Raw genomic sequence first — 18,521 nt, 5'->3', positions numbered from 1 at the left:
AGAATGTGTTAAACAAAACCATCGAAAAATAAACAAATGAAAATATTAGTAACCGGAGGCCTTGGATTTATAGGATCACACACGGTAGTCGAGCTTCAAAATCAAGGATATGAGGTAATAATTGTAGATAATTGTTCTAATTCTTCTGTTGATGTATTAGCAGGTATCACTAAGATCACCAACATCCAACCAGTCTTTGAGCAATTTGATTTAAGAGATAAGCCCAAAGTTCAGGATTTTTTTAAGCGACATACTGATATTTCTGGAGTTATTCATTTTGCCGCATCAAAAGCTGTAGGTGAGAGTGTTGAAAATCCGTTGTTATACTATGAAAATAATATTACAACTTTAGTTTATCTGCTTCAAGAATTACAAAACTTAAAAATAGCAAATTTTATTTTTAGCTCTTCTTGTACGGTATACGGTCAAGCCGATGAGCTTCCTATAACAGAAAATGCGCCTGTAAAACCTGCAGAGTCTCCATATGGAAACACTAAACAAATTGGAGAAGAAATTATTCGAGATACGTGTAAGGTTAAAAATAACGTGAACGCTATAGCACTACGCTATTTTAATCCTATTGGAGCGCATCCAAGCGCCGAAATTGGAGAATTACCTATTGGAGTGCCTCAAAACTTAATTCCGTACATTACCCAAACGGCAATTGGGATGAGAGAACAACTCTCTGTGTATGGTGATGACTATCCGACCAACGATGGTACATGCATACGTGATTATATTCATGTGGTCGATCTAGCAAAGGCTCATGTTGTTGCTTTAAAACGTTTATTACAAAAGAATAATTCAAGTAATTTTGAAGTATTTAATGTAGGAACTGGCAAAGGCAGCACAGTTATTGAAGTTATAAAATCTTTTGAATCTGTATCAGATAAAAAATTGAATTATAAAATCGTCGATAGACGTGAGGGTGATATCACCGCCGCTTATGCCGATACATCTTACGCTAATAAAGAACTAGGATGGAAAGCAAAGAGTACGCTTGATGAGGCGTTATCATCTGCTTGGAAATGGGAACAAAAGGTTCGATCTTGAATTCCTTGATAAACATGCTAAGTAAAGTAAAGAAAAAGCCCGAAGATATCTTCGGGCTTTTTCTTTACTATATTCAGAGTCTATTTTACTTAGTAAAAAGTAGCTCTTTTGTCTTCAATTTCAGCAGCATCTTTTAGTGCATTAAAAACACGTGAATTGACCGCGTTTACCTGAGTTTTTGAAGTCTGATTTGCATAGCTCTTATAAGAGTCAAGCTTAATCGCTGGAGTCTTTTTAATCACTTCAATAACATACACTCCATTATTACCTTGAATAGGATTTGATAGAGTTCCTTCGTTTAAAGCAAAAGCAGTACCTACAACTCTAGGCTCTGTACCCGCACCACTAATCGTAGGTGTAGACATATTAAGGGCAGAAGCAGTCTTTACTGTTTGACCTTGATTACTAGCGATAGCATCCAGACTAGTACCTGTTATTTTATTTTTAAGTATTTCTGCTTTTTTATCTTTCAATAAAATTGGCTTTATGGTGGTAGATGCATCAGTAGCACTCATTAAACCTTTATCTGCACTACCGGTAAGTTGAACCACTATATATCCCGCTGGCACATCAAAACGTTTGATGTCTCCGATCTTACGCTCTTCGTTAAAAGCCCACTGCACAACACTGCGTTGTGCACCAAGACCTGGAATGTTCTCTTCTAATTCCTTTATTTTATTTACAGGACGAACCGTTAGATTCTTTGTCTTAGCTGCCTTTTCAAAATCCGTATCTTTAGCTTCTTTTTGAAACTTAGTAGTTTCTGTAAAGATTGTATTCATTGTCTTTTCACTAGATTCTATTTTTCTTGCAATAGTAGCAAGCTTTACAGCATCTTTTGCCTCTGATTGATCTTCAATGCTAATTACATGATATCCAAAAGCAGTTTCTACAACTCCTTTGCTTCCTTTTGGGTTATTAAAACTAAACTCGTCAAAAGGCTGTACCATCGTTCCTGGCGTATAGTATCCTAAATCACCACCTTTATCTTTGTTCGATGAATCCGCAGAATACTCTGCAGCTAATGCTGAAAACTTATCATTATCTGATTGCACAACTGATAATATACTGTCAGCTAACTTTTTTGCGTCTTCCTTCGTTCTTTCTATGGTCCCAGCCGTACTCAAACCTTTCCAAGCTATCAAAATATGATTAGCTTTTGTAGAGTCTGGCATACGCTCCTTAGCTACAAGCTTAGAAATTTTAAAATACTCCCCATCTTTGTAAGGACCAAAAACATCTCCTACAGTTCCATTAAAAACATCATCAGCGATAACTTGAGGGACGCTATTTTTAAAAACAAAACGATCATTATATTTTATTGCAGAATTTTCATTCACAAACTCTTCAACATTTTCTGTGTTTTTGAAACCTTTAATCGTATCTGTAGTATTGGTAGCAGTATTAAATTCTGCTCTATCATTGAGCAGTGTTGCAATTTCTTTTTTCAATTCCTCTTCGTCTTCTGCACTAGGTTTTTCTTCGAAAACCACGTATTGAAGACTCCTTGATGCATCTGCTTTATAGCGCTTAGGGTATTTTTTGATGTACGCTTCGATTTCGGAATCCGAAACGGTTACCTCAGTGTCAGGAATACTTGTGAATGGTAACTGTACATATTTTATATCTACTTTATCATTTTCCATTTTGTAGGCAAGTTCACCTTCACTCAAAGTAACGCCTACTCCCGCTTTAATCATATTTAAATATGCTTCTTCTTTGGCTCCTTTACTAATTGTTGCTTCATAATCTCGCCATTGTTGATAAGCTTGAGGAGAAGTAGCTTTAATATTAGCTACATATTCCTTCAATTTTGCTTTATCAAAAACACCTGCTTCATTTTGAAATGTAGGGTTGTTTGCCAAAGACTCTTCAACAAGCACATTAATCTCATCCTCCCCAACTTGAATACCTAATTCTTCAAACTGCTCGTCAAATAACACGGTTCTAACTTCTTGATTCCAAACATAATTTACTGCCTGAATATTAGAACCATTGGTCCCAAAATTCCTAGATGCAGCTTCTACTTTCTGTGCAAACTCGGTTCGATCAATATCGTTACCATTGATTGTTGCTATAGTATTTTGAGATTTCTGAGAAATAGCTCCGCCATTACGAATCAAATCTGCCAAAACAAATGAAAATAACGCAAGTGCGATAATCACAATTAAGAAAACTGAACGTTGTCTAATTTTATTTAAAACTGCCATTGTATGTGTAATTAATTCAAATATAGTGGGCGAAAATACCATTTTATTGGATTAATACCAATTAAAGAACAAAAGTCTTTTTAACTTTTTTTATAATCTGACAAACAGCACTATATCTCATTATTTTTTTAAAGATTTTAAAAATCTATTTCTTGCGGGAAGGTGCGGCGTTACTGTAATTATATTTTCTACAATGTTACTTATAGCACTATTTGTTTAGACTAAAATTATTATTTACTCTACGGCTATTGTATAAGCAGCTTTTAAAATTAACTTTATGAAAGTTCTTACAGAATAAGCTTATTAAAGGCAAACTTTAAAATAGAAAATGCTCTCAATGCTTACTCGTTAAAATTTAATTGCCTGAAAAAATGATTCGATAAAAAATCGTTTTTATACTTACGTTAGTAGTCAAGTTTAAAAAAATTAATCTTCGTGGATACACTGCAACTCGACAATCTCAATTTTGGTTGTAGAGGTCTCTACAATATATAATTTAAATCCTCCTAACATAATTTCATCGCCTTGCTGAGGGATTTCTTGGGTATGATCTACAATCATACCTCCTAATGTCTCATAATTGTCACTAACTGGTAAGTTTATCTTATAGGTTTCATTAATATAATCCACCTCCATACGTGCAGAAAATCGATACCTATCGGCATCAAGTTTTTCTTCGATCAGGGCAACAGAATCGTGTTCATCTTCAATCTCTCCAAATAGTTCTTCGACGATATCCTCGACAGTGATAATACCACTAGTTCCTCCGTACTCATCTATCACTACAGCCATGCTTTTATGTTTTTTGGTCAATAAATTGAGTACGTCTTTTACAAACATTGTTTCTGGAACAAAAACCACTGGCATTAATATTGATCTTAGAGACGTAGGTTTCTTAAAAAGTTCAAACGAATGAACATATCCAATTATATCATCTATAGTCTCATTATATACAAGAATCTTAGAAAGCCCCGTTTCCACAAAAATAGTATTCACCTCATCGACCGCTTTGCTCTTGTCTACAGCGACAACTTCGGTTCTTGGAATCATTACTTCTCTAGACTTAACCTCAGAAAACTCCAATGCGTTTTGAAATATTTGAATTTCACTATCAATTTCATCATGCGCCTCTACAGCCTCCATTTGTTCGGTAATGTAATCTCCCAATTCGGTTTTACTAAATGCTAACTGTACTTCATCTCCATCCGTTTTCAAAAAATTTTTCAATACAAAATCAGAAACCCAAATAATAAAGGTAGAGATTGGAGAAAATAAAACATAAAAAATGTAAGCCGGAAACGATAATAATTTTAGAAAAAAATTAGCGTAAATCTGAAAAAAAACTTTGGGTAAGAATTCAGCTGTCAACAAGATAACTAATGTTGACAACACTGTTTGAATTAGAAGACTTAAACCACCGCCAGCAATTTGCGGATAGAATTCAACTAATAATTGCACCAATAAGTCTCCCATATAAAACCCATAAATAACCAATGCAATGTTGTTTCCCACAAGCATCGTAGCTATAAATTTTGAAGGCTTTTTGGTTAGACGTGCTAAAATATTAGCCAAGAAACCACCTTGTTTTTTCTCTATTTCAATATGAATTTTATTTGAAGACACATAAGCTATCTCCATTCCCGAAAAGAATGCTGAGAGAATTAATGAAATAATTACAACGATAATTTGGAGCTCCATTATCATCTGCTCTTATTAGCGTCTATACGTCGACGAAAGTTTCGTTTGAAGAAGTACATGAAGACTGCAACGCCTGCAAAGCAGAGATACAAAATGCTTTTACTCTCTTCTAAACCCCACTCAACGTAGGCTTGATAAAGAAAAAATATCGCGATTATAATATAAGCGATTTCAAAAAACTTAAAAAATTTCATCATAATATATTATTCATCTATAATCATTACACCTTCATTAATGCGAGAATTCAAGATAGTAAAATCTTGATTAGCATCAAAACCATCGGCTTCATTGATAGCACCATCGGGCAAATAACTTGTATAGGGTAAATCTGTAAATATCCAATCTTTATTTTGATTCCAGTACAGTTGTTGCGCTATAAGATGCGTGCTGTCTGCTGTTTTAATATCCACATTTCCCTGCATATCTATCAACCCTGTCTCTCTATAAGAAATTGCATAGTCAGCTTTGATCACACTTATTTTACCTTCTTTATCGATAAGGTCTAGAACTACTCCCTTAGGAAATTCGTGATACGGGAAATTTTGATTTGTAAAATCCAATATTTTGGACGCTTTTAATACCGCAGTCAACCTTCCTGAATCGGTATATTTAAGATGTACATCAAAAATCTCACCGATAGGAACATCTTCAATACTCACTGTGTGAGTATCTGAATCATTTTTAGAATTACACGAAAAAAACAATGTCACAGAAAATACTGTGACAAAGTTTATGATTATATATAGTAAGCTTTTGCGCATTACAACTTAGGAACTTTTACTGTTTCACCAATCCAACATCCAACTTTAACAGTTGTAATTCCTGGATTATTAAAGATATCAGTTTTTGTAGGTGCCTTTGCATTGTAATTTGCAGCAGTCTGAGAGGCAGTCGATTTTAAACTAGGATCTACCTGACCTGCTCTATTTGCATAATTTGCAGCTAACCAATACACGGCTCTTTTACTAAACACATCTGTACCACAATCATTAGCACTACTAGCTACCATACTTGCTATTCTAAGATATGCAGCTCCCATAGAAGGCTTAAATTTTAGAGCTTTTCTGTAGTATCCTCTAGCATTACCAAAACTTCCTTGCTTTTTTAAAACTTCACCTATTCTAAAATATACTTTTGCTTTATCACTAGGCTTAGTCTCCAATTCTGCAGATTGATTAAAATAATCTAAAGCTGTTGATCTCTTATTATCTTTTAATGCAAGTAACCCTAAATAATACGCTGACTTAGCAGATGGCTCTGCTTTATGTAAAGCTTCTACCAATTTGAAAAATAACGGATCTTCTGTACATTCTTTTGATGACATTCTTCCTGCAGCTCCTTTTAACCATACAACATCTCCTTTTTTTGCCTCAAACTGCCCCTGATATAGAGGAATTAAATTTTCACAATCCGCAAGAACTCCTAATTTTTGATTTACCCCACCTTTTACCTTACTGTAAGCAGTCAAATTTATTTCGGCATTTTTTAGGCTTCTTTTTTCTTTGGCACTAAGTGTAGTACCGGCATCTAGTTTTTCTGTTAACTCTGTTATCGTAGCTGCTTTTTCACTTTCTTCCCCTTCTATTTTTTCGGTAACGTCATCATAAAGATCAAATACAGCTTGTAGTTCTTTTTTACCTTCATTATGTAAATCTACAAACAAGGTAAAATATGTATACAACTTTTTTGCTCCCTTGAAGTTATCTTTATCTTCGGTATAAGCTTTATCAAACTCTGCAAACTGAGCATCTTTAGTACCGATATTATGGTCAAACATTAATTGTCCTATATCTGAATGTAAATCCCCTACTTTGGTTTTTCCAGGAAAATATTGAAAACGCTCTTTCATTAAAGCTATTAACTCATTCACCACCGCTGTTTTTTCTGCATCGGGAGCTTTTTTCAATTTATCTTTCAATAACTTTTCTCCAAATTGATACGTAGCAACACTGTACGTTGGGCATTCTTTACGAACTTCCCACAATGGTTTTTCGGCTGCTTCATAGTTTTTTACCTTAGCATGCTCGTATGCTATAGAAGCTGTAGTTGCGCAATCAATAGCTTGGGCATTAAGACTCGCCACTCCACAAACTAAACCAGCTGCTAATGTGTATAAAAATTTAGTATTCATATTTTATAAATTGTAGTTAATTAAACTTTATTTGTCTGAACCATTGATCGTTTAATGATAAACTTAAGGAGAGGTTCATAAAATCTTCTCGTATTAATCCAGCATCTTTTGTCCCACGTTGTCCGTATTCGAATCCGATATTTAGATTAGAGAATAATCTTCCCACTGGCAATCCTACCCCAAAAGATATGCCAAACTCATTTATTGCATTGTTATCTATAGTCAATCCCGTTTCTTCATAGCGCACCCCTGCTCTATATACAATACGATTTAAGTAACTGGTTAATGAGCGATAATTAGGGATGTAATAACCTCCCATTTTAAATTTTGAAGCATTTGTATATTCGACACCTTCTTGATTAAATGAACGGTTTTCAAATTTTTCTGCATCCACATAAACGTATTCTCCTCCTACATACCAATTTTTTGGCACCCCAATTCCTGTTCCAAACTTAAACTCTGCTGGTAAATCGAGATCACGATTATTTACTTCGATATCCCGAGACTCAATAAGTGTTTCTCCTCCATTACCATTTGCAATAACACTGGATAGCGATCTATCGTTATCTGATGAAAGAGCAAATGACGGACTTGACACTAATGACGTAGTTATTTCAAGTTTTTCGGTAAGCATGGTTTTAAATGTGACTCCCAAAGACATACTAAATCCAGATAAATTTGAGTCATTGATTTCTCTCGTACTATATAAAACGCTAGGCCGCGTAAGGAGTGCTTTGTTTTGAATATTTCCAAAATTGTAATGTAGATCTAATCCTACATTTAAGTTTTTATTGATTCTAACGCCAGCAGCCAAAAACACACGATTAAGACCTCCTGTTCCACTAAATTTTGTTTGTGAGCCATCTGCTTGTTCTGATGCTAATTGATATCCAACAGCATTGATAGGCACTACACCAAAACCAAAACCAAATTTTCCAGCTGGTATAGCTACTGCGAGATAATCTAACGTAGCATTATCGGCAGTAGCCGATGCGGTTTGACTATTAAGTTTTAAGCTATTATAAGAAGCTCCTATGGTATAGGCCGTAAGCCTTAAATCACCATAAGCAGAAGGGTTTTGAAGATTTATATGAATACTATCTGTCAAAAAACTCAATCCCCCCATTGATCTGTTTTCGACCGTACCTTTAAATTTTTGGAGCCCGATACCATAGTAGGAATAAGGAGAGGATGTACCCTCTTGCGCGTATGAAAAACCAGTAACAATCACCAGCAGGACTACTAAAATCTTTTTTATCATTGAGTATAATTAAAAGCTAAAATATAATTTAGACCCTCTAATAAAAAATTAGAGGTGGCAAATATGCTATTTTTTAATCTTTTAGACAAAAAATGTGCATCTCCACCAGTTAAAATAACTGTTAAATCACCATAGATGTTGCAATATTCTTCAATAACTCCATTAATTTCGTAAACTACACCATTTACAACTCCAGAATGTATAGCACTAATTGTACTATCTCCAGTAAGCTGATTCGGAGTTGTTAAACTCAATTTTGGAAGTTTTGCAGTATGTTGATGTAGACTCCTATATCTAAGATAAATCCCTGGGGATATAGCCCCTCCCAAAAATTCTTCATTTTTATTCTTGAAGTCATAGGTTATGCAAGTACCCGCATCAATAATTAGAACATTTTGACCTCTGTTATGATATACGGCCGCTGCAATTAATGCTATACGATCCACACCCAAGGTATGTGGTGTACTGTACAAATTTTTGAAAGGAATTGCTGTATCTTCATTTAACACTAGAGTTTTTGTCTTTTTTTTTAAAAAAAATAAATCTTTTTTGGGCAGGCTTCCCACAGAGCAAATAATAGCCGCTTCAATCCCATCAAACTCTGAAAAAACAAAAGCAATAACCTCTTGAAAATCTTTTATTTGAAATGATTTGTGATGGATCAAAACTTCCTCCAAAAACACTCCAATCTTAACAGAAGTATTACCTATATCAACAACTAAATTCATGACTTTTTAACTATTCTTCAAAGGTACAAAACGATTTTTTTAAAAAAATCTTTTGCGTATTAAAAAAAGGATCCTATATTTGCATCCGCTTACAACAAGGTGCCTTAGCTCAGTTGGTAGAGCAAAGGACTGAAAATCCTTGTGTCCCTGGTTCGATTCCTGGAGGCACCACTTTAAAGCTATAGAAAACCCGAACTTTTGTTCGGGTTTTTTTTGTTTACAATTTTAATTTCTGTAGCATCAAATCGTACATATCTGATTATTTTATCAATATAATAACTAAATTATGATACTCATTAACATCAATTTATAATATTACCCTCAACTTTAAGCATATCTTTACCAAATCTATAGGATCGGGAAATTTGAGATGAGAGATAGCGCGCTAAAAAAACCATATTTGATAAACAGCCAAAAGAATAGCATCACCACTAGGCAAGACAAAAATCACTCTGAAAACAAGACATGTTTAACAAAGATAATTTTTGACAATTTAAGTGATCCCGTTGTTTTATTGGATGATAAGTCACACATTATAGAAAGCAACCTTCCCTTTTTAGAATTATTAAATACAACTGCAAACGATGTTCTAAATAAATCATTTTTTACGGTTTATAAACATAAATGGAATCATCTCAAAATTAAATCTTTAATTGAATCGGCTTTGCTAAAACCAACAAGCTTTTCATTAAAAACACAAGTAAAAATTGATGACAAACATTTTGAAACTAGTGTGAAAAAAATTTTTATAACCAAAGGTTCACCCGTGCATTTACTGGTTACACTAAAAGAAATTACCGATTCAAAAAAATTAGAAAACAGACTTTTAGAACAAATTCATAACTACGATCAACTGATTTATCTTTCTCCTTACTTAATTGCAATACTAAAAGGAGAAGATTTACGCATTGAAATTGCTAACGATACTATTCTTGAAAACTGGGGCAAGGGTAAAAATGTCATAGGAAAACCGTTATTAGAAGTTATCCCCGAAATTAAGGAACAAGGTTTTGAAAACCTCCTCTTGCAAGTAATGCATACAGGAAAGGCTTACCATGCATTCGAAGTCCCAGCAGAACATTTTAGAGAAGGAAAAAGAATCAAAGATTTTTACGATTTTGCTTACCAGCCTATCTTTAGCCTCAATGGAAAAGTGGAAAAAGTAGCTGTTATCGCTATTAATGTATCCAAACAAAAAGAACTACATCATAAAATTTCTGAAAACGAAAAAAAATTCAGACAGATGATCGATCTTTTACCAGATAAGATCATTAGTGCAGATGCTACGGGTGAAATTATATATTACAATAAAAGTTGGCAAAAATATACAGGTTTAGGCTTGCAAAAATTACAAAATAAAGGATGGACCAAAATTATCCATCCTGATGATAAAAAAGAGTTTTTTAAAAAATTGAATATAGCCTATCAAACAGGACATAATCAAGAGATGGAAGTTCGCTGCCAAAATAAAACTGGTGCCTATAAATGGCACTTGTACCGAACGGTAGCTATTCACGATGAAATATCTGGTAAAATAAAGAGTTGGTTAAGTACCTGTACCGAAATCCATAAAGTCAAAGAAGAACAACGAAGAAAAGAAGAATTTTTGAAAATGGTAAGCCATGAACTTAAAACTCCAGTCACTTCTATCAAAGGGTACGTACAATTACTGCTTAGTATGATCCAAGCTAAAGAAGCAATCTCCAAGGAACTTTTACCCGTACAAAAATCGCTAAAAAGAATTGATAGTCAGGTGTCCAGACTTACTCGATTAATTTCTGAAATGCTAGATTTATCAAGAGTAGAAAACAGTAAGTTAGAATTAAAAAAAACAGTTTTTAACCTTAATGAATTAGTTTATGAGACTGTAGAAGACATAAAATTTTCGTCAGATATTGGAGAGGTTCAATTTCGAGATGATATCAGTTTAGAAGTATATGCAGATCGTGATCGTATTGGACAAGTATTGATCAATCTGATAACGAATGCAATAAAATATGCTCCAAAAAATCAATTAATAGAAATTTCAATAGTTCAAAAAAACAAAGATTATGGAGCAATTAGTATTAAAGACTACGGAATAGGAATTTCTAAAAAAGATCTTAGTAAAATCTTTGATCGCTTTTACAGGGTAGAAGGAGAAAATGAAACCACTTTTTCTGGTTTTGGTATTGGTTTATTCTTAGTCAAAGAAATCGTAGATCGCCATGGAGGCATGATTGAAGTAGAAAGTAAAAAAGGTAAGGGCTCAAAATTCACATTCACTTTACCCTTAAATAATTTTAATAAAAATACTTAATGAATACTGTTTTAGTTGTAGATGATGATAAAATTCTAGGTGTAATGGTTAAAGAAATATTAGAATTTAATAATTACGAAGCTATTATTACCAAGGATCCGCAGACGATCAAGGAACAAATTTTAAATAATGAAATTCAATTAATATTGTTGGATAAATATATTTCTGGTATTGATGGAACCGAAGTTTGTGCTTCACTTAAGTCAGATAAGAAAGTTCAGCATATTCCAATTCTTATGATGTCTGCTTTACATGAAGCAGAAACAGAATGTATAGCTGCTGGAGCTGCAGGATTTATAGCAAAACCTTTTGAATTAGAACCTTTTTTAAATAAAGTTGAATCACTTATAAAGGAAGACCATTCGGTAGCTTAATTTTTTTTAGCTAAGATCTCTTAAACTCTATATTTACATGTTTTGGTAATTTTTAGAGAAATTTAAGAAAGGATTGATAGTAAGCAATTATTTTTGCAAAATGAATTTTTTGAAAGCGGCACTACTATTTTTTTTTATACTTATAACTTTTACCTTTTTTGGTCAAGAACAAGAATTTGATAGTTTACAAACAAATACCTCTCCCTCTCGCTGGGATATGATTAAGTATGACGGAAAATCAACACTAGGAGGCATCACACATGTATATACAAACCCGCTGCGTTGGAAAAGTAAGGATTGGATAACTTTTGCAGGTATAGTAACTGGAAGTGCCTTATTACTTACAGTAGATGAACCTGCAAATAAGTTTTTCTCTGATCAGGAGGAAGATATTTCTAAAATCATCAAAGAAACTGGTTTTCGATTTGGCAAACCCTTAATTAATTATGGTCTAACTACTGGGGTGTACGCTGTTGGAATTCTTACAAAAAATGAAAAAATCAGAAAGACTGGAGTGTTACTAATTGCATCTGCTACTGCGGGAGGTATTATTCAAACCATGAGTAAAACACTAGCTGGTCGTGCAAGACCTTCTACTGGTAAAGGCCCCACTAGCTTTAGATTTTACTCTAGCGATGCAGGGTTTCATTCATTTCCTTCGGGTCACTCTATTTTATCTTTTACGACTGCCTACGCTGTCTCAAAACAATTTGAAAATCCGTATATAAAAGGGAGTATCTATGCTTTGGGTCTTATATCACCAGTTTCACGTCTTTGGGCGGGTGCTCACTGGCTAACCGATGTAGTTTTGGGTGTTGCTATTAGTGTAGTAGTAGTAGACGGGATTGATAATTATTTGAATACAAATAAACGATATGCCTATAAAAATGAACGACTGGGCATACGTTGGAACATAACTTTAGGCCCTGGCCAACTTGGATTGATAGGAAGTTTTTAACGATTTCTTACCTATTTTAACGAGTATCTAATCTCGCTTTGACAATGTGGAGTCCCTAAGCACTAAGGTTGTATCGACTACCTTAGTAATAGACCTTGTATTCTTTGATAAATCCATTGATAAGCGATCCAATAAAGTTTGTGTCGCAATTATTCCTAATTTTTCTGCATGTTGAGAAACGATACTCAATTTTGGATAAGAATATTTTGCCAATAATCCATCGGTAAAACCAATAACCGATAACTGCTCTGGGATTTTTAAATTCATTTTTGCAGCTATATTGACTGAAACTGCCGCCGCAGTTTCATCAAGTCCTAGAATAGCATCAATCTCATTGGATTGCAAAAAACTTTCAATCATCAATTCAATTTGGTTACTATCGTCTATCGTAAGTATATGACATAAAACATCGTCGTACTGCTCTGCAATCTCTTTTGCTCCTTTACATCGCAAAGCCCCTACACTTAAATTAAAAATTGTTGTTATAATACAAATACGTTTACACCCCGAGTCTATCAAATACTGCATTGCATTAGCTGCGGCTTTGGCATCATCGATAATTACCTTATCACAATCTATCATATCGCTTACTCTATCAAAAAGCACTACTGGAATATTATCTCTTTTTAACTCCCTAATGTGTGCTAATTGATTACCAATTTGAGTTTCTTGACTTAGTGATACAATTAATCCATCTACACTATTATTAGAAAGCATCTCAATATAATCCACCTCTTTTTGATACGATTCGTTTGAAATACAGGTTAAAATTTTATAGCCCTTTTTAGCTGCTTCTGTTTCTATACCATGTAAAACTTTGGCAAAAAAATGATTCAAAATATCAGGCAATATTACGCCAATGGTATTCGTTTTTTTACTTTTTAAGCCAACTGCTAGTGCGTTAGGTTTAAAATTATAAAATGCCGCTAGTTCCTTAACCCTTGCTATAGTTTTTTGACTTATTTCTTTGTCGTCTTTTAACGATTTGGACACTGTAGAAATGGATAGATTCAATTCCTTTGCTAATTGCTTAAGTGTTACCTTTTTTCTCATTTTTTATTCAGTTACTTCTATTATTGAATCGACAAATGATAGTTCGTCAAAGGTTAAAAATACGTTATTTAATTGATTTTATTATCTGTTTGTTTCATCTTGAAGCATACTGTTACAAATAATTTTTATACAATGAAATCGAGCATATCTCTATTGTACACAAGTAAAATTTTCAACATTTTTTTGTAAGTTGTGATGCGTAAGTAGCGACTACTATAACTATTTTTAAAACTTATAACGACTATGGCAAAGCCCTATTATGATCCAGCAGATTTACGAAAATTTGGTAATATCACAGAATGGAATGAAGAGTTAGGAAAAAAATTTTTTGACTACTACGGAAAGGTTTTTGAAGAAGGAGCACTTACTGCTCGTGAAAAATCATTAATTGCATTGGCAGTTTCTCATGTGGTAAAATGTCCCTATTGTATTGACGCATATACTAAAGATGGGTTGCAACGTGGTATCACAAAAGAAGAAATGATGGAAGCCGTTCATGCCGGAGCTGCTATCGAAAGTGGAGCGACACTTGTACATAGTGTTCAAATGATGAATAAGTATGAAAAATTATCTATGTAAATAAAACTTAAAATAATTAAAATGCTCCACCACCTATATATTTAAATAGTTTACCTCTTATTTATGATAACGAAATCTTTACAGAAAAGAAATGACGAATTGGCTTATGCGACAAAACAGCTCAAAATCCTCAACAACGGTATTTTTAAAAGTGGAGAGCTTCCTCGTTTTTCAGATAAAATAGCAGAGTCTGGTCATAAAACTTTGCGTCCAAAAAAATTAGAAATTCTTCAGATTAACGTGGGTTATATGTGCAATCAGGTTTGTGAACATTGTCATGTTGATGCTGGACCTGATCGCAAAGAAATCATGACCAAAGAAACAATGTCTCACTGTCTAGAAGTTATCAAAAATACAGGAGCTCATACTTTGGATCTAACTGGGGGTGCTCCAGAAATGAATCCAAATTTTCGATGGTTTGTTACAGAGGCTAGTAAAGTGGGTATTAAAGACTTTATAGTAAGAAGTAATTTAACTATTATAAGAGCTAATAAAAAATATCACGACTTACCTGATTTTTTCAAGAAATATAATGTACATGTTGTTTCATCAATGCCTCACTGGACTCGTGGCAAAACAGATAAACAAAGAGGTGAAGGCGTTTTTGATAAATCAATAAAGGCTTTACAAGAACTAAACGATAGAGGTTATGGTATGCCTGGTAGTACGCTTAAGTTAGATTTAGTTTATAATCCATCGGGGGCATTTTTGCCCAGTGATCAAGGAGCTCTTGAACGAGATTTTAAAAAAGCGCTTTTAGAAGATTTTAATATTCAGTTTCATAACTTATTTGCCATAACTAATTTACCAATTAGTAGATTTCTTGATTACTTAATCGCTTCAGAAAATTATGAAGACTATATGTATGCGCTTGTTGAAGCATATAATCCGAGTGCTGTAGATAACGTTATGTGCACCAACACTATTTCTATTAGTTGGGATGGCTATTTATTTGACTGTGACTTTAACCAAATGTTAGATCTTAAAGTTGCTAGTAAAATCAAGCATATTAAGGATTATAATGAAGCTATTTTGAACGATAGGGATATTATGATATCTCAACATTGCTATGGCTGTACAGCAGGAGCTGGAAGTAGTTGCCAGGGAACTGTCGCATAGCTAAAATATACTTGTTCCATGAGATATTTTATTTACATTTTACTTTTAAACTTTACGCAAATCATATTTGCGCAAATAAGCCTAGATAGTGTTATGCAACGCCATACTGATGGTTCTGTACCATCTATGGCTATTGAAGATTTTAGAAATGGTAAAGATAATGCCATCATTTTGGACACAAGATCTAAAGATGAGTTTGATGTAAGTCATATAGCACAATCTGTTTTTGTTGGCTATACTGATTTCGATATGAACGCATTTAAAGTGACTTATCCAAACCAAAATATTTCAATAATTGTTTATTGTAGTATTGGTGTGCGATCACACTTTATTGGTAAAAAACTTATACTGGCTGGCTATAAAAATGTAAAAAATCTTTATGGCGGTATTTTTGAATGGAAAAATAAAGGTTTTCCAATAGTAAATATAAGAAATGCCAAGACCGATACGCTACATGCATATTCAAAAGAATGGAGTATTTATTCAAAAAATGCTATCAATATCTATTAAAATAATTTAATAAAACTCACTACAATTGATCAAAAAATCTAAAGATCTCTTAGTACTTTTTACCAGAAATCCTGAACTAGGAAAGTGTAAAACTAGACTTGCTGCAACAATTGGAGAGCAATCGGCATTAGAAATTTACAAGTTTTTGCTTCAGCACACCGTGGATGTTACCCAAATGCTTACGGTTGACAAAGAAGTTCATTATTCCGTAAAAATACGAGAAAATGATATTTGGAATTCTTTGATCTATTCTAAAAAAAAACAAGTAGGAAATGATTTGGGAGCTCGTATGTATCATGCGTTTTGTGAAGGTTTTGATAAAGGATATCAACATATTATTATAATGGGTAGTGACCTTTATGATATTACTCAAAACGATATTGAAACGGCTTTTGAAGCTTTAAACACTCATGATTTTGTAGTTGGTCCTGCAGTAGATGGAGGATACTATCTTTTGGGTATGAAAATATTGACATCCACTGTTTTCAAAAATAAAGAATGGGGAACCAATACAGTTTTAAAAGACACACTCGAAGATCTCAAAGGTAAAAATGTTAAAATTTTAGACGAACGTAATGATATCGATTATTTTGAGGACATTAAAGATATCGATGTATTTCAGCAATTTTTAAAAAAAACATAAATGATTAAGTATATACAAGAAACAAGAGATTATTTAAAGGAAAAAGGATTTGACAAGCCCGAAGTCGGGATTATTTTAGGTACGGGCTTAGGTCAATTGTTAGATGAGCTTGAGGTGATAAAAGAAATTAGCTATAATCACATTCCCTATTTTCCTACGGCAACTGTCGAGTTTCATAAAGGAAAATTAATTTACGGAAAACTTGGAGGTAAGTTTGTAATTGTGATGCAAGGAAGATTTCATCTTTATGAAGGATACACTCTTCAAGATGTTACTTATCCTGTTAGAATTATGCATAGTTTAGGTATTAAAACTCTATTAGTATCCAATGCGTCGGGAGCGGTAAATCTAGATTTTAAAAAAGGAGAATTAATGCTTATTGAGGATCATATCAATTTACAAGGTGGATCACCTTTGGCATTTAAAGGGGTAGAACAAATGGGTACGCGTTTTACAGATATGAGTGCCCCCTATGATACCGCTATCAATGCTACTATAAAGTCTATTGCTGTGGACCATAACATCACGCTACATAATGGTGTATATGCCTCTGTACTCGGACCTCAATTAGAAACAAGAGCAGAGTATCGCTATTTGAAAATAATCGGTGCCGATGCTGTAGGTATGAGTACTGTCCCCGAGGTAATCGTGGCTAACCATCTTAACCTACCAGTGGTGGCGATCTCGGTTCTTACCGATGAATGTGACCCCGATAATCTTAACCCCATAAATATTGACGAGATCATCAACATGGCAGCAAAGGCTGAACCTAATATGATTACACTTTTTAAAGAAGTGATCAAAAAATTATAACAATAAACAAAACAGCGTTGAACGCTTAATAAAAAATATTATGAGTTATTTGGATACCACCCACGATGTGTACAAAGACGCAGCACTAACACCAGATGTCGGTCTATGCTGCACCACTAATCCTATTTGGGAACTACCCGGACTAAAGATTCCGAAGATAATGCAAGAGATGAACTATGGCTGTGGTAGCACTGTAAATGCTAGAGATCTAACCAACTCTCCAAAAATACTATATGTTGGTGTTGGCGGGGGTATGGAATTATTACAGTTTTCATATTTTTCAAGACAAAAAGGTGGAGTTATTGGAATAGATGTCGTACAAGAAATGCTAGAAGCTTCAGAAAAAAACTTTAAAGAAGCTGAAGCTTTAAATACTTGGTTTAAAAAAGATTTTGTGGATTTGCGTTTTGGTGACGCCCTTAACCTTCCGGTAGAAGATAATAGCATCGATGTAGCTGCACAGAACTGTCTTTTTAATATCTTTAAAGCAGAAGATCTCAAAAAAGCTATTCAAGAAATGTATCGCGTTTTGAAACCTCACGGTAGACTTGTCATGAGCGATCCTACTTGCGAACAACCAATGAATGATGCTTTGCGTAATGATGAGCGATTAAGAGCTTTATGTCTAAGTGGAAGCTTACCCATTGCAGAGTATGTAAAAGCATTAACCGATGTTGGTTTTGGTACCATTGAGATTAGAGCACGTAAGCCTTACCGTATTTTGGATCCACAAAACTATGCGACCGATACGCTAATTTATATTGAATCTATTGAGGTGGCTGCTATAAAAGATCCTATGCCATCAGATGGTCCTTGTATTTTTACTGGTAAAGCTGCTATTTATTATGGTAACGAAAATTATTTTGACGATCAAAAGGGCCACGTTTTAGTAAAGAATCAACCCTTGGCGATTTGTGATAAAACAGCAAATGCTTTATCTGATCTTAAACGAAATGATATTTTTATCAGCGAATCTACCTATCACTATGATGGAGGAGGTTGTTGTTAATCGTATCTGGCGGATTGATCTAGATCACCTACTTTCAATCCGCTAGGTAACATCCCTTAAAACTACGCGCTTTTATTGTGTTA

General features: G+C 33.9%; 17 protein-coding genes and 1 tRNA gene. 11 read left to right on the top strand and 7 right to left on the bottom strand.

Annotated elements, in window-relative coordinates; translation table 11 throughout:
• Nucleotides 1-36: 36 nt before the first annotated feature.
• Nucleotides 37-1,053, top strand: a complete 1,017-nt coding sequence (galE, locus tag ACE939_RS14920; protein ID WP_378186437.1) for a UDP-glucose 4-epimerase GalE — start codon at nt 37-39, stop codon at nt 1,051-1,053.
• A gap of 89 nt (nt 1,054-1,142) precedes the next feature.
• Here the strand turns inward: galE and ACE939_RS14915 are convergent, their stop codons facing one another.
• The 6 genes from ACE939_RS14915 to ACE939_RS14890 all read right to left on the bottom strand — a co-directional run bounded on the left by ACE939_RS14915 (nt 1,143) and on the right by ACE939_RS14890 (nt 9,081).
• Nucleotides 1,143-3,263, bottom strand: a complete 2,121-nt coding sequence (locus ACE939_RS14915; RefSeq protein WP_378186436.1) for a peptidylprolyl isomerase — start codon at nt 3,261-3,263, stop codon at nt 1,143-1,145.
• A gap of 426 nt (nt 3,264-3,689) precedes the next feature.
• Nucleotides 3,690-4,961 carry a hemolysin family protein gene (locus tag ACE939_RS14910; RefSeq protein WP_378186435.1) on the bottom strand — a complete coding sequence of 424 codons (1,272 nt, stop codon included), beginning with the start codon at nt 4,959-4,961 and terminating at the stop codon, nt 3,690-3,692.
• 203 nt (nt 4,962-5,164) lie between these two features.
• Nucleotides 5,165-5,722 (bottom strand): LPS export ABC transporter periplasmic protein LptC, encoded by a 558-nt coding sequence (gene lptC, locus ACE939_RS14905; RefSeq protein ID WP_378186433.1) that lies wholly within the window; start codon nt 5,720-5,722, stop codon nt 5,165-5,167.
• On the bottom strand, nt 5,722-7,092 hold the full coding sequence (locus tag ACE939_RS14900; protein ID WP_378186431.1) for a tetratricopeptide repeat protein: 1,371 nt from the start codon (nt 7,090-7,092) through the stop codon (nt 5,722-5,724). Before ACE939_RS14900 ends, lptC begins: the two co-directional genes overlap by 1 nt.
• 16 nt (nt 7,093-7,108) lie before the next feature.
• Complete coding sequence (locus ACE939_RS14895) at nt 7,109-8,353, bottom strand: hypothetical protein (protein ID WP_378186429.1); 1,245 nt, start codon at nt 8,351-8,353, stop codon at nt 7,109-7,111.
• Nucleotides 8,350-9,081, bottom strand: a complete 732-nt coding sequence (locus tag ACE939_RS14890) for a type III pantothenate kinase (RefSeq protein ID WP_378186427.1) — start codon at nt 9,079-9,081, stop codon at nt 8,350-8,352. Before ACE939_RS14890 ends, ACE939_RS14895 begins: the two co-directional genes overlap by 4 nt.
• A gap of 98 nt (nt 9,082-9,179) precedes the next feature.
• Between ACE939_RS14890 and ACE939_RS14885 the strand changes: the two genes are divergently transcribed.
• The 4 genes from ACE939_RS14885 to ACE939_RS14870 all read left to right on the top strand — a co-directional run bounded on the left by ACE939_RS14885 (nt 9,180) and on the right by ACE939_RS14870 (nt 12,712).
• A tRNA-Phe gene (locus ACE939_RS14885) sits at nt 9,180-9,252 on the top strand.
• Between the two features lie 229 nt (nt 9,253-9,481).
• Nucleotides 9,482-11,380, top strand: a complete 1,899-nt coding sequence (locus ACE939_RS14880) for an ATP-binding protein (RefSeq protein WP_378186426.1) — start codon at nt 9,482-9,484, stop codon at nt 11,378-11,380.
• On the top strand, nt 11,380-11,754 hold the full coding sequence (locus ACE939_RS14875; protein WP_378186424.1) for a PleD family two-component system response regulator: 375 nt from the start codon (nt 11,380-11,382) through the stop codon (nt 11,752-11,754). Before ACE939_RS14880 ends, ACE939_RS14875 begins: the two co-directional genes overlap by 1 nt.
• 100 nt (nt 11,755-11,854) lie before the next feature.
• On the top strand, nt 11,855-12,712 hold the full coding sequence (locus tag ACE939_RS14870) for a phosphatase PAP2 family protein (protein ID WP_378186422.1): 858 nt from the start codon (nt 11,855-11,857) through the stop codon (nt 12,710-12,712).
• A gap of 27 nt (nt 12,713-12,739) precedes the next feature.
• Here the strand turns inward: ACE939_RS14870 and ACE939_RS14865 are convergent, their stop codons facing one another.
• A complete protein-coding gene (locus ACE939_RS14865; protein WP_378186420.1) occupies nt 12,740-13,765 on the bottom strand; it encodes a LacI family DNA-binding transcriptional regulator in 1,026 nt (341 codons plus the stop codon).
• A gap of 243 nt (nt 13,766-14,008) precedes the next feature.
• Here ACE939_RS14865 and ACE939_RS14860 point away from each other — a divergent pair, with 243 nt between their 5' ends.
• The 6 genes from ACE939_RS14860 to arsM all read left to right on the top strand — a co-directional run bounded on the left by ACE939_RS14860 (nt 14,009) and on the right by arsM (nt 18,438).
• Nucleotides 14,009-14,344: an arsenosugar biosynthesis-associated peroxidase-like protein gene (locus ACE939_RS14860; protein WP_378186418.1), complete on the top strand. Its 336-nt coding sequence runs from the start codon at nt 14,009-14,011 to the stop codon at nt 14,342-14,344.
• 63 nt (nt 14,345-14,407) lie between these two features.
• Nucleotides 14,408-15,463 (top strand): arsenosugar biosynthesis radical SAM (seleno)protein ArsS, encoded by a 1,056-nt coding sequence (gene arsS / locus ACE939_RS14855; protein ID WP_378186416.1) that lies wholly within the window; start codon nt 14,408-14,410, stop codon nt 15,461-15,463.
• Between the two features lie 18 nt (nt 15,464-15,481).
• Nucleotides 15,482-15,973, top strand: coding sequence for a rhodanese-like domain-containing protein (locus ACE939_RS14850; protein WP_378186415.1), 492 nt, complete (start codon nt 15,482-15,484; stop codon nt 15,971-15,973).
• 25 nt (nt 15,974-15,998) lie between these two features.
• Entirely contained in the window at nt 15,999-16,616 is a 618-nt protein-coding gene (locus ACE939_RS14845; RefSeq protein ID WP_378186413.1) for a TIGR04282 family arsenosugar biosynthesis glycosyltransferase, read from the top strand.
• Nucleotides 16,617-17,429 carry a purine-nucleoside phosphorylase gene (locus tag ACE939_RS14840; protein ID WP_378186411.1) on the top strand — a complete coding sequence of 271 codons (813 nt, stop codon included), beginning with the start codon at nt 16,617-16,619 and terminating at the stop codon, nt 17,427-17,429.
• Nucleotides 17,430-17,469: 40 nt separating this feature from the next.
• Nucleotides 17,470-18,438, top strand: coding sequence for an arsenosugar biosynthesis arsenite methyltransferase ArsM (gene arsM, locus ACE939_RS14835; RefSeq protein ID WP_378186409.1), 969 nt, complete (start codon nt 17,470-17,472; stop codon nt 18,436-18,438).
• Nucleotides 18,439-18,521 lie beyond the last annotated feature (83 nt).

It is taken from the genome of Aquimarina rhodophyticola (assembly GCF_042434915.1).
Taxonomy (GTDB): Bacteria; Bacteroidota; Bacteroidia; order Flavobacteriales; family Flavobacteriaceae; genus Aquimarina.
The sequence above is the reverse complement of the archived record's forward strand: the minus strand, read 5'-3'. Positions and strand labels throughout refer to the sequence as shown.

Excerpts from the sequence above, each read along its gene's own strand:
- galE (WP_378186437.1), top strand. The coding sequence starts at position 37 with ATGAAAATATTAGTAACCGGAGGCCTTGGATTTATAGGATCACACACG.
- ACE939_RS14915 (WP_378186436.1), bottom strand. The coding sequence starts at position 3,263 with ATGGCAGTTTTAAATAAAATTAGACAACGTTCAGTTTTCTTAATTGTG.
- ACE939_RS14910 (WP_378186435.1), bottom strand. The coding sequence starts at position 4,961 with ATGGAGCTCCAAATTATCGTTGTAATTATTTCATTAATTCTCTCAGCA.
- lptC (WP_378186433.1), bottom strand. The coding sequence starts at position 5,722 with ATGCGCAAAAGCTTACTATATATAATCATAAACTTTGTCACAGTATTT.
- ACE939_RS14900 (WP_378186431.1), bottom strand. The coding sequence starts at position 7,092 with ATGAATACTAAATTTTTATACACATTAGCAGCTGGTTTAGTTTGTGGA.
- ACE939_RS14895 (WP_378186429.1), bottom strand. The coding sequence starts at position 8,353 with ATGATAAAAAAGATTTTAGTAGTCCTGCTGGTGATTGTTACTGGTTTT.
- ACE939_RS14890 (WP_378186427.1), bottom strand. The coding sequence starts at position 9,081 with ATGAATTTAGTTGTTGATATAGGTAATACTTCTGTTAAGATTGGAGTG.
- ACE939_RS14875 (WP_378186424.1), top strand. The coding sequence starts at position 11,380 with ATGAATACTGTTTTAGTTGTAGATGATGATAAAATTCTAGGTGTAATG.
- ACE939_RS14870 (WP_378186422.1), top strand. The coding sequence starts at position 11,855 with ATGAATTTTTTGAAAGCGGCACTACTATTTTTTTTTATACTTATAACT.
- ACE939_RS14865 (WP_378186420.1), bottom strand. The coding sequence starts at position 13,765 with ATGAGAAAAAAGGTAACACTTAAGCAATTAGCAAAGGAATTGAATCTA.
- ACE939_RS14860 (WP_378186418.1), top strand. The coding sequence starts at position 14,009 with ATGGCAAAGCCCTATTATGATCCAGCAGATTTACGAAAATTTGGTAAT.
- arsS (WP_378186416.1), top strand. The coding sequence starts at position 14,408 with ATGATAACGAAATCTTTACAGAAAAGAAATGACGAATTGGCTTATGCG.
- ACE939_RS14850 (WP_378186415.1), top strand. The coding sequence starts at position 15,482 with ATGAGATATTTTATTTACATTTTACTTTTAAACTTTACGCAAATCATA.
- ACE939_RS14840 (WP_378186411.1), top strand. The coding sequence starts at position 16,617 with ATGATTAAGTATATACAAGAAACAAGAGATTATTTAAAGGAAAAAGGA.
- arsM (WP_378186409.1), top strand. The coding sequence starts at position 17,470 with ATGAGTTATTTGGATACCACCCACGATGTGTACAAAGACGCAGCACTA.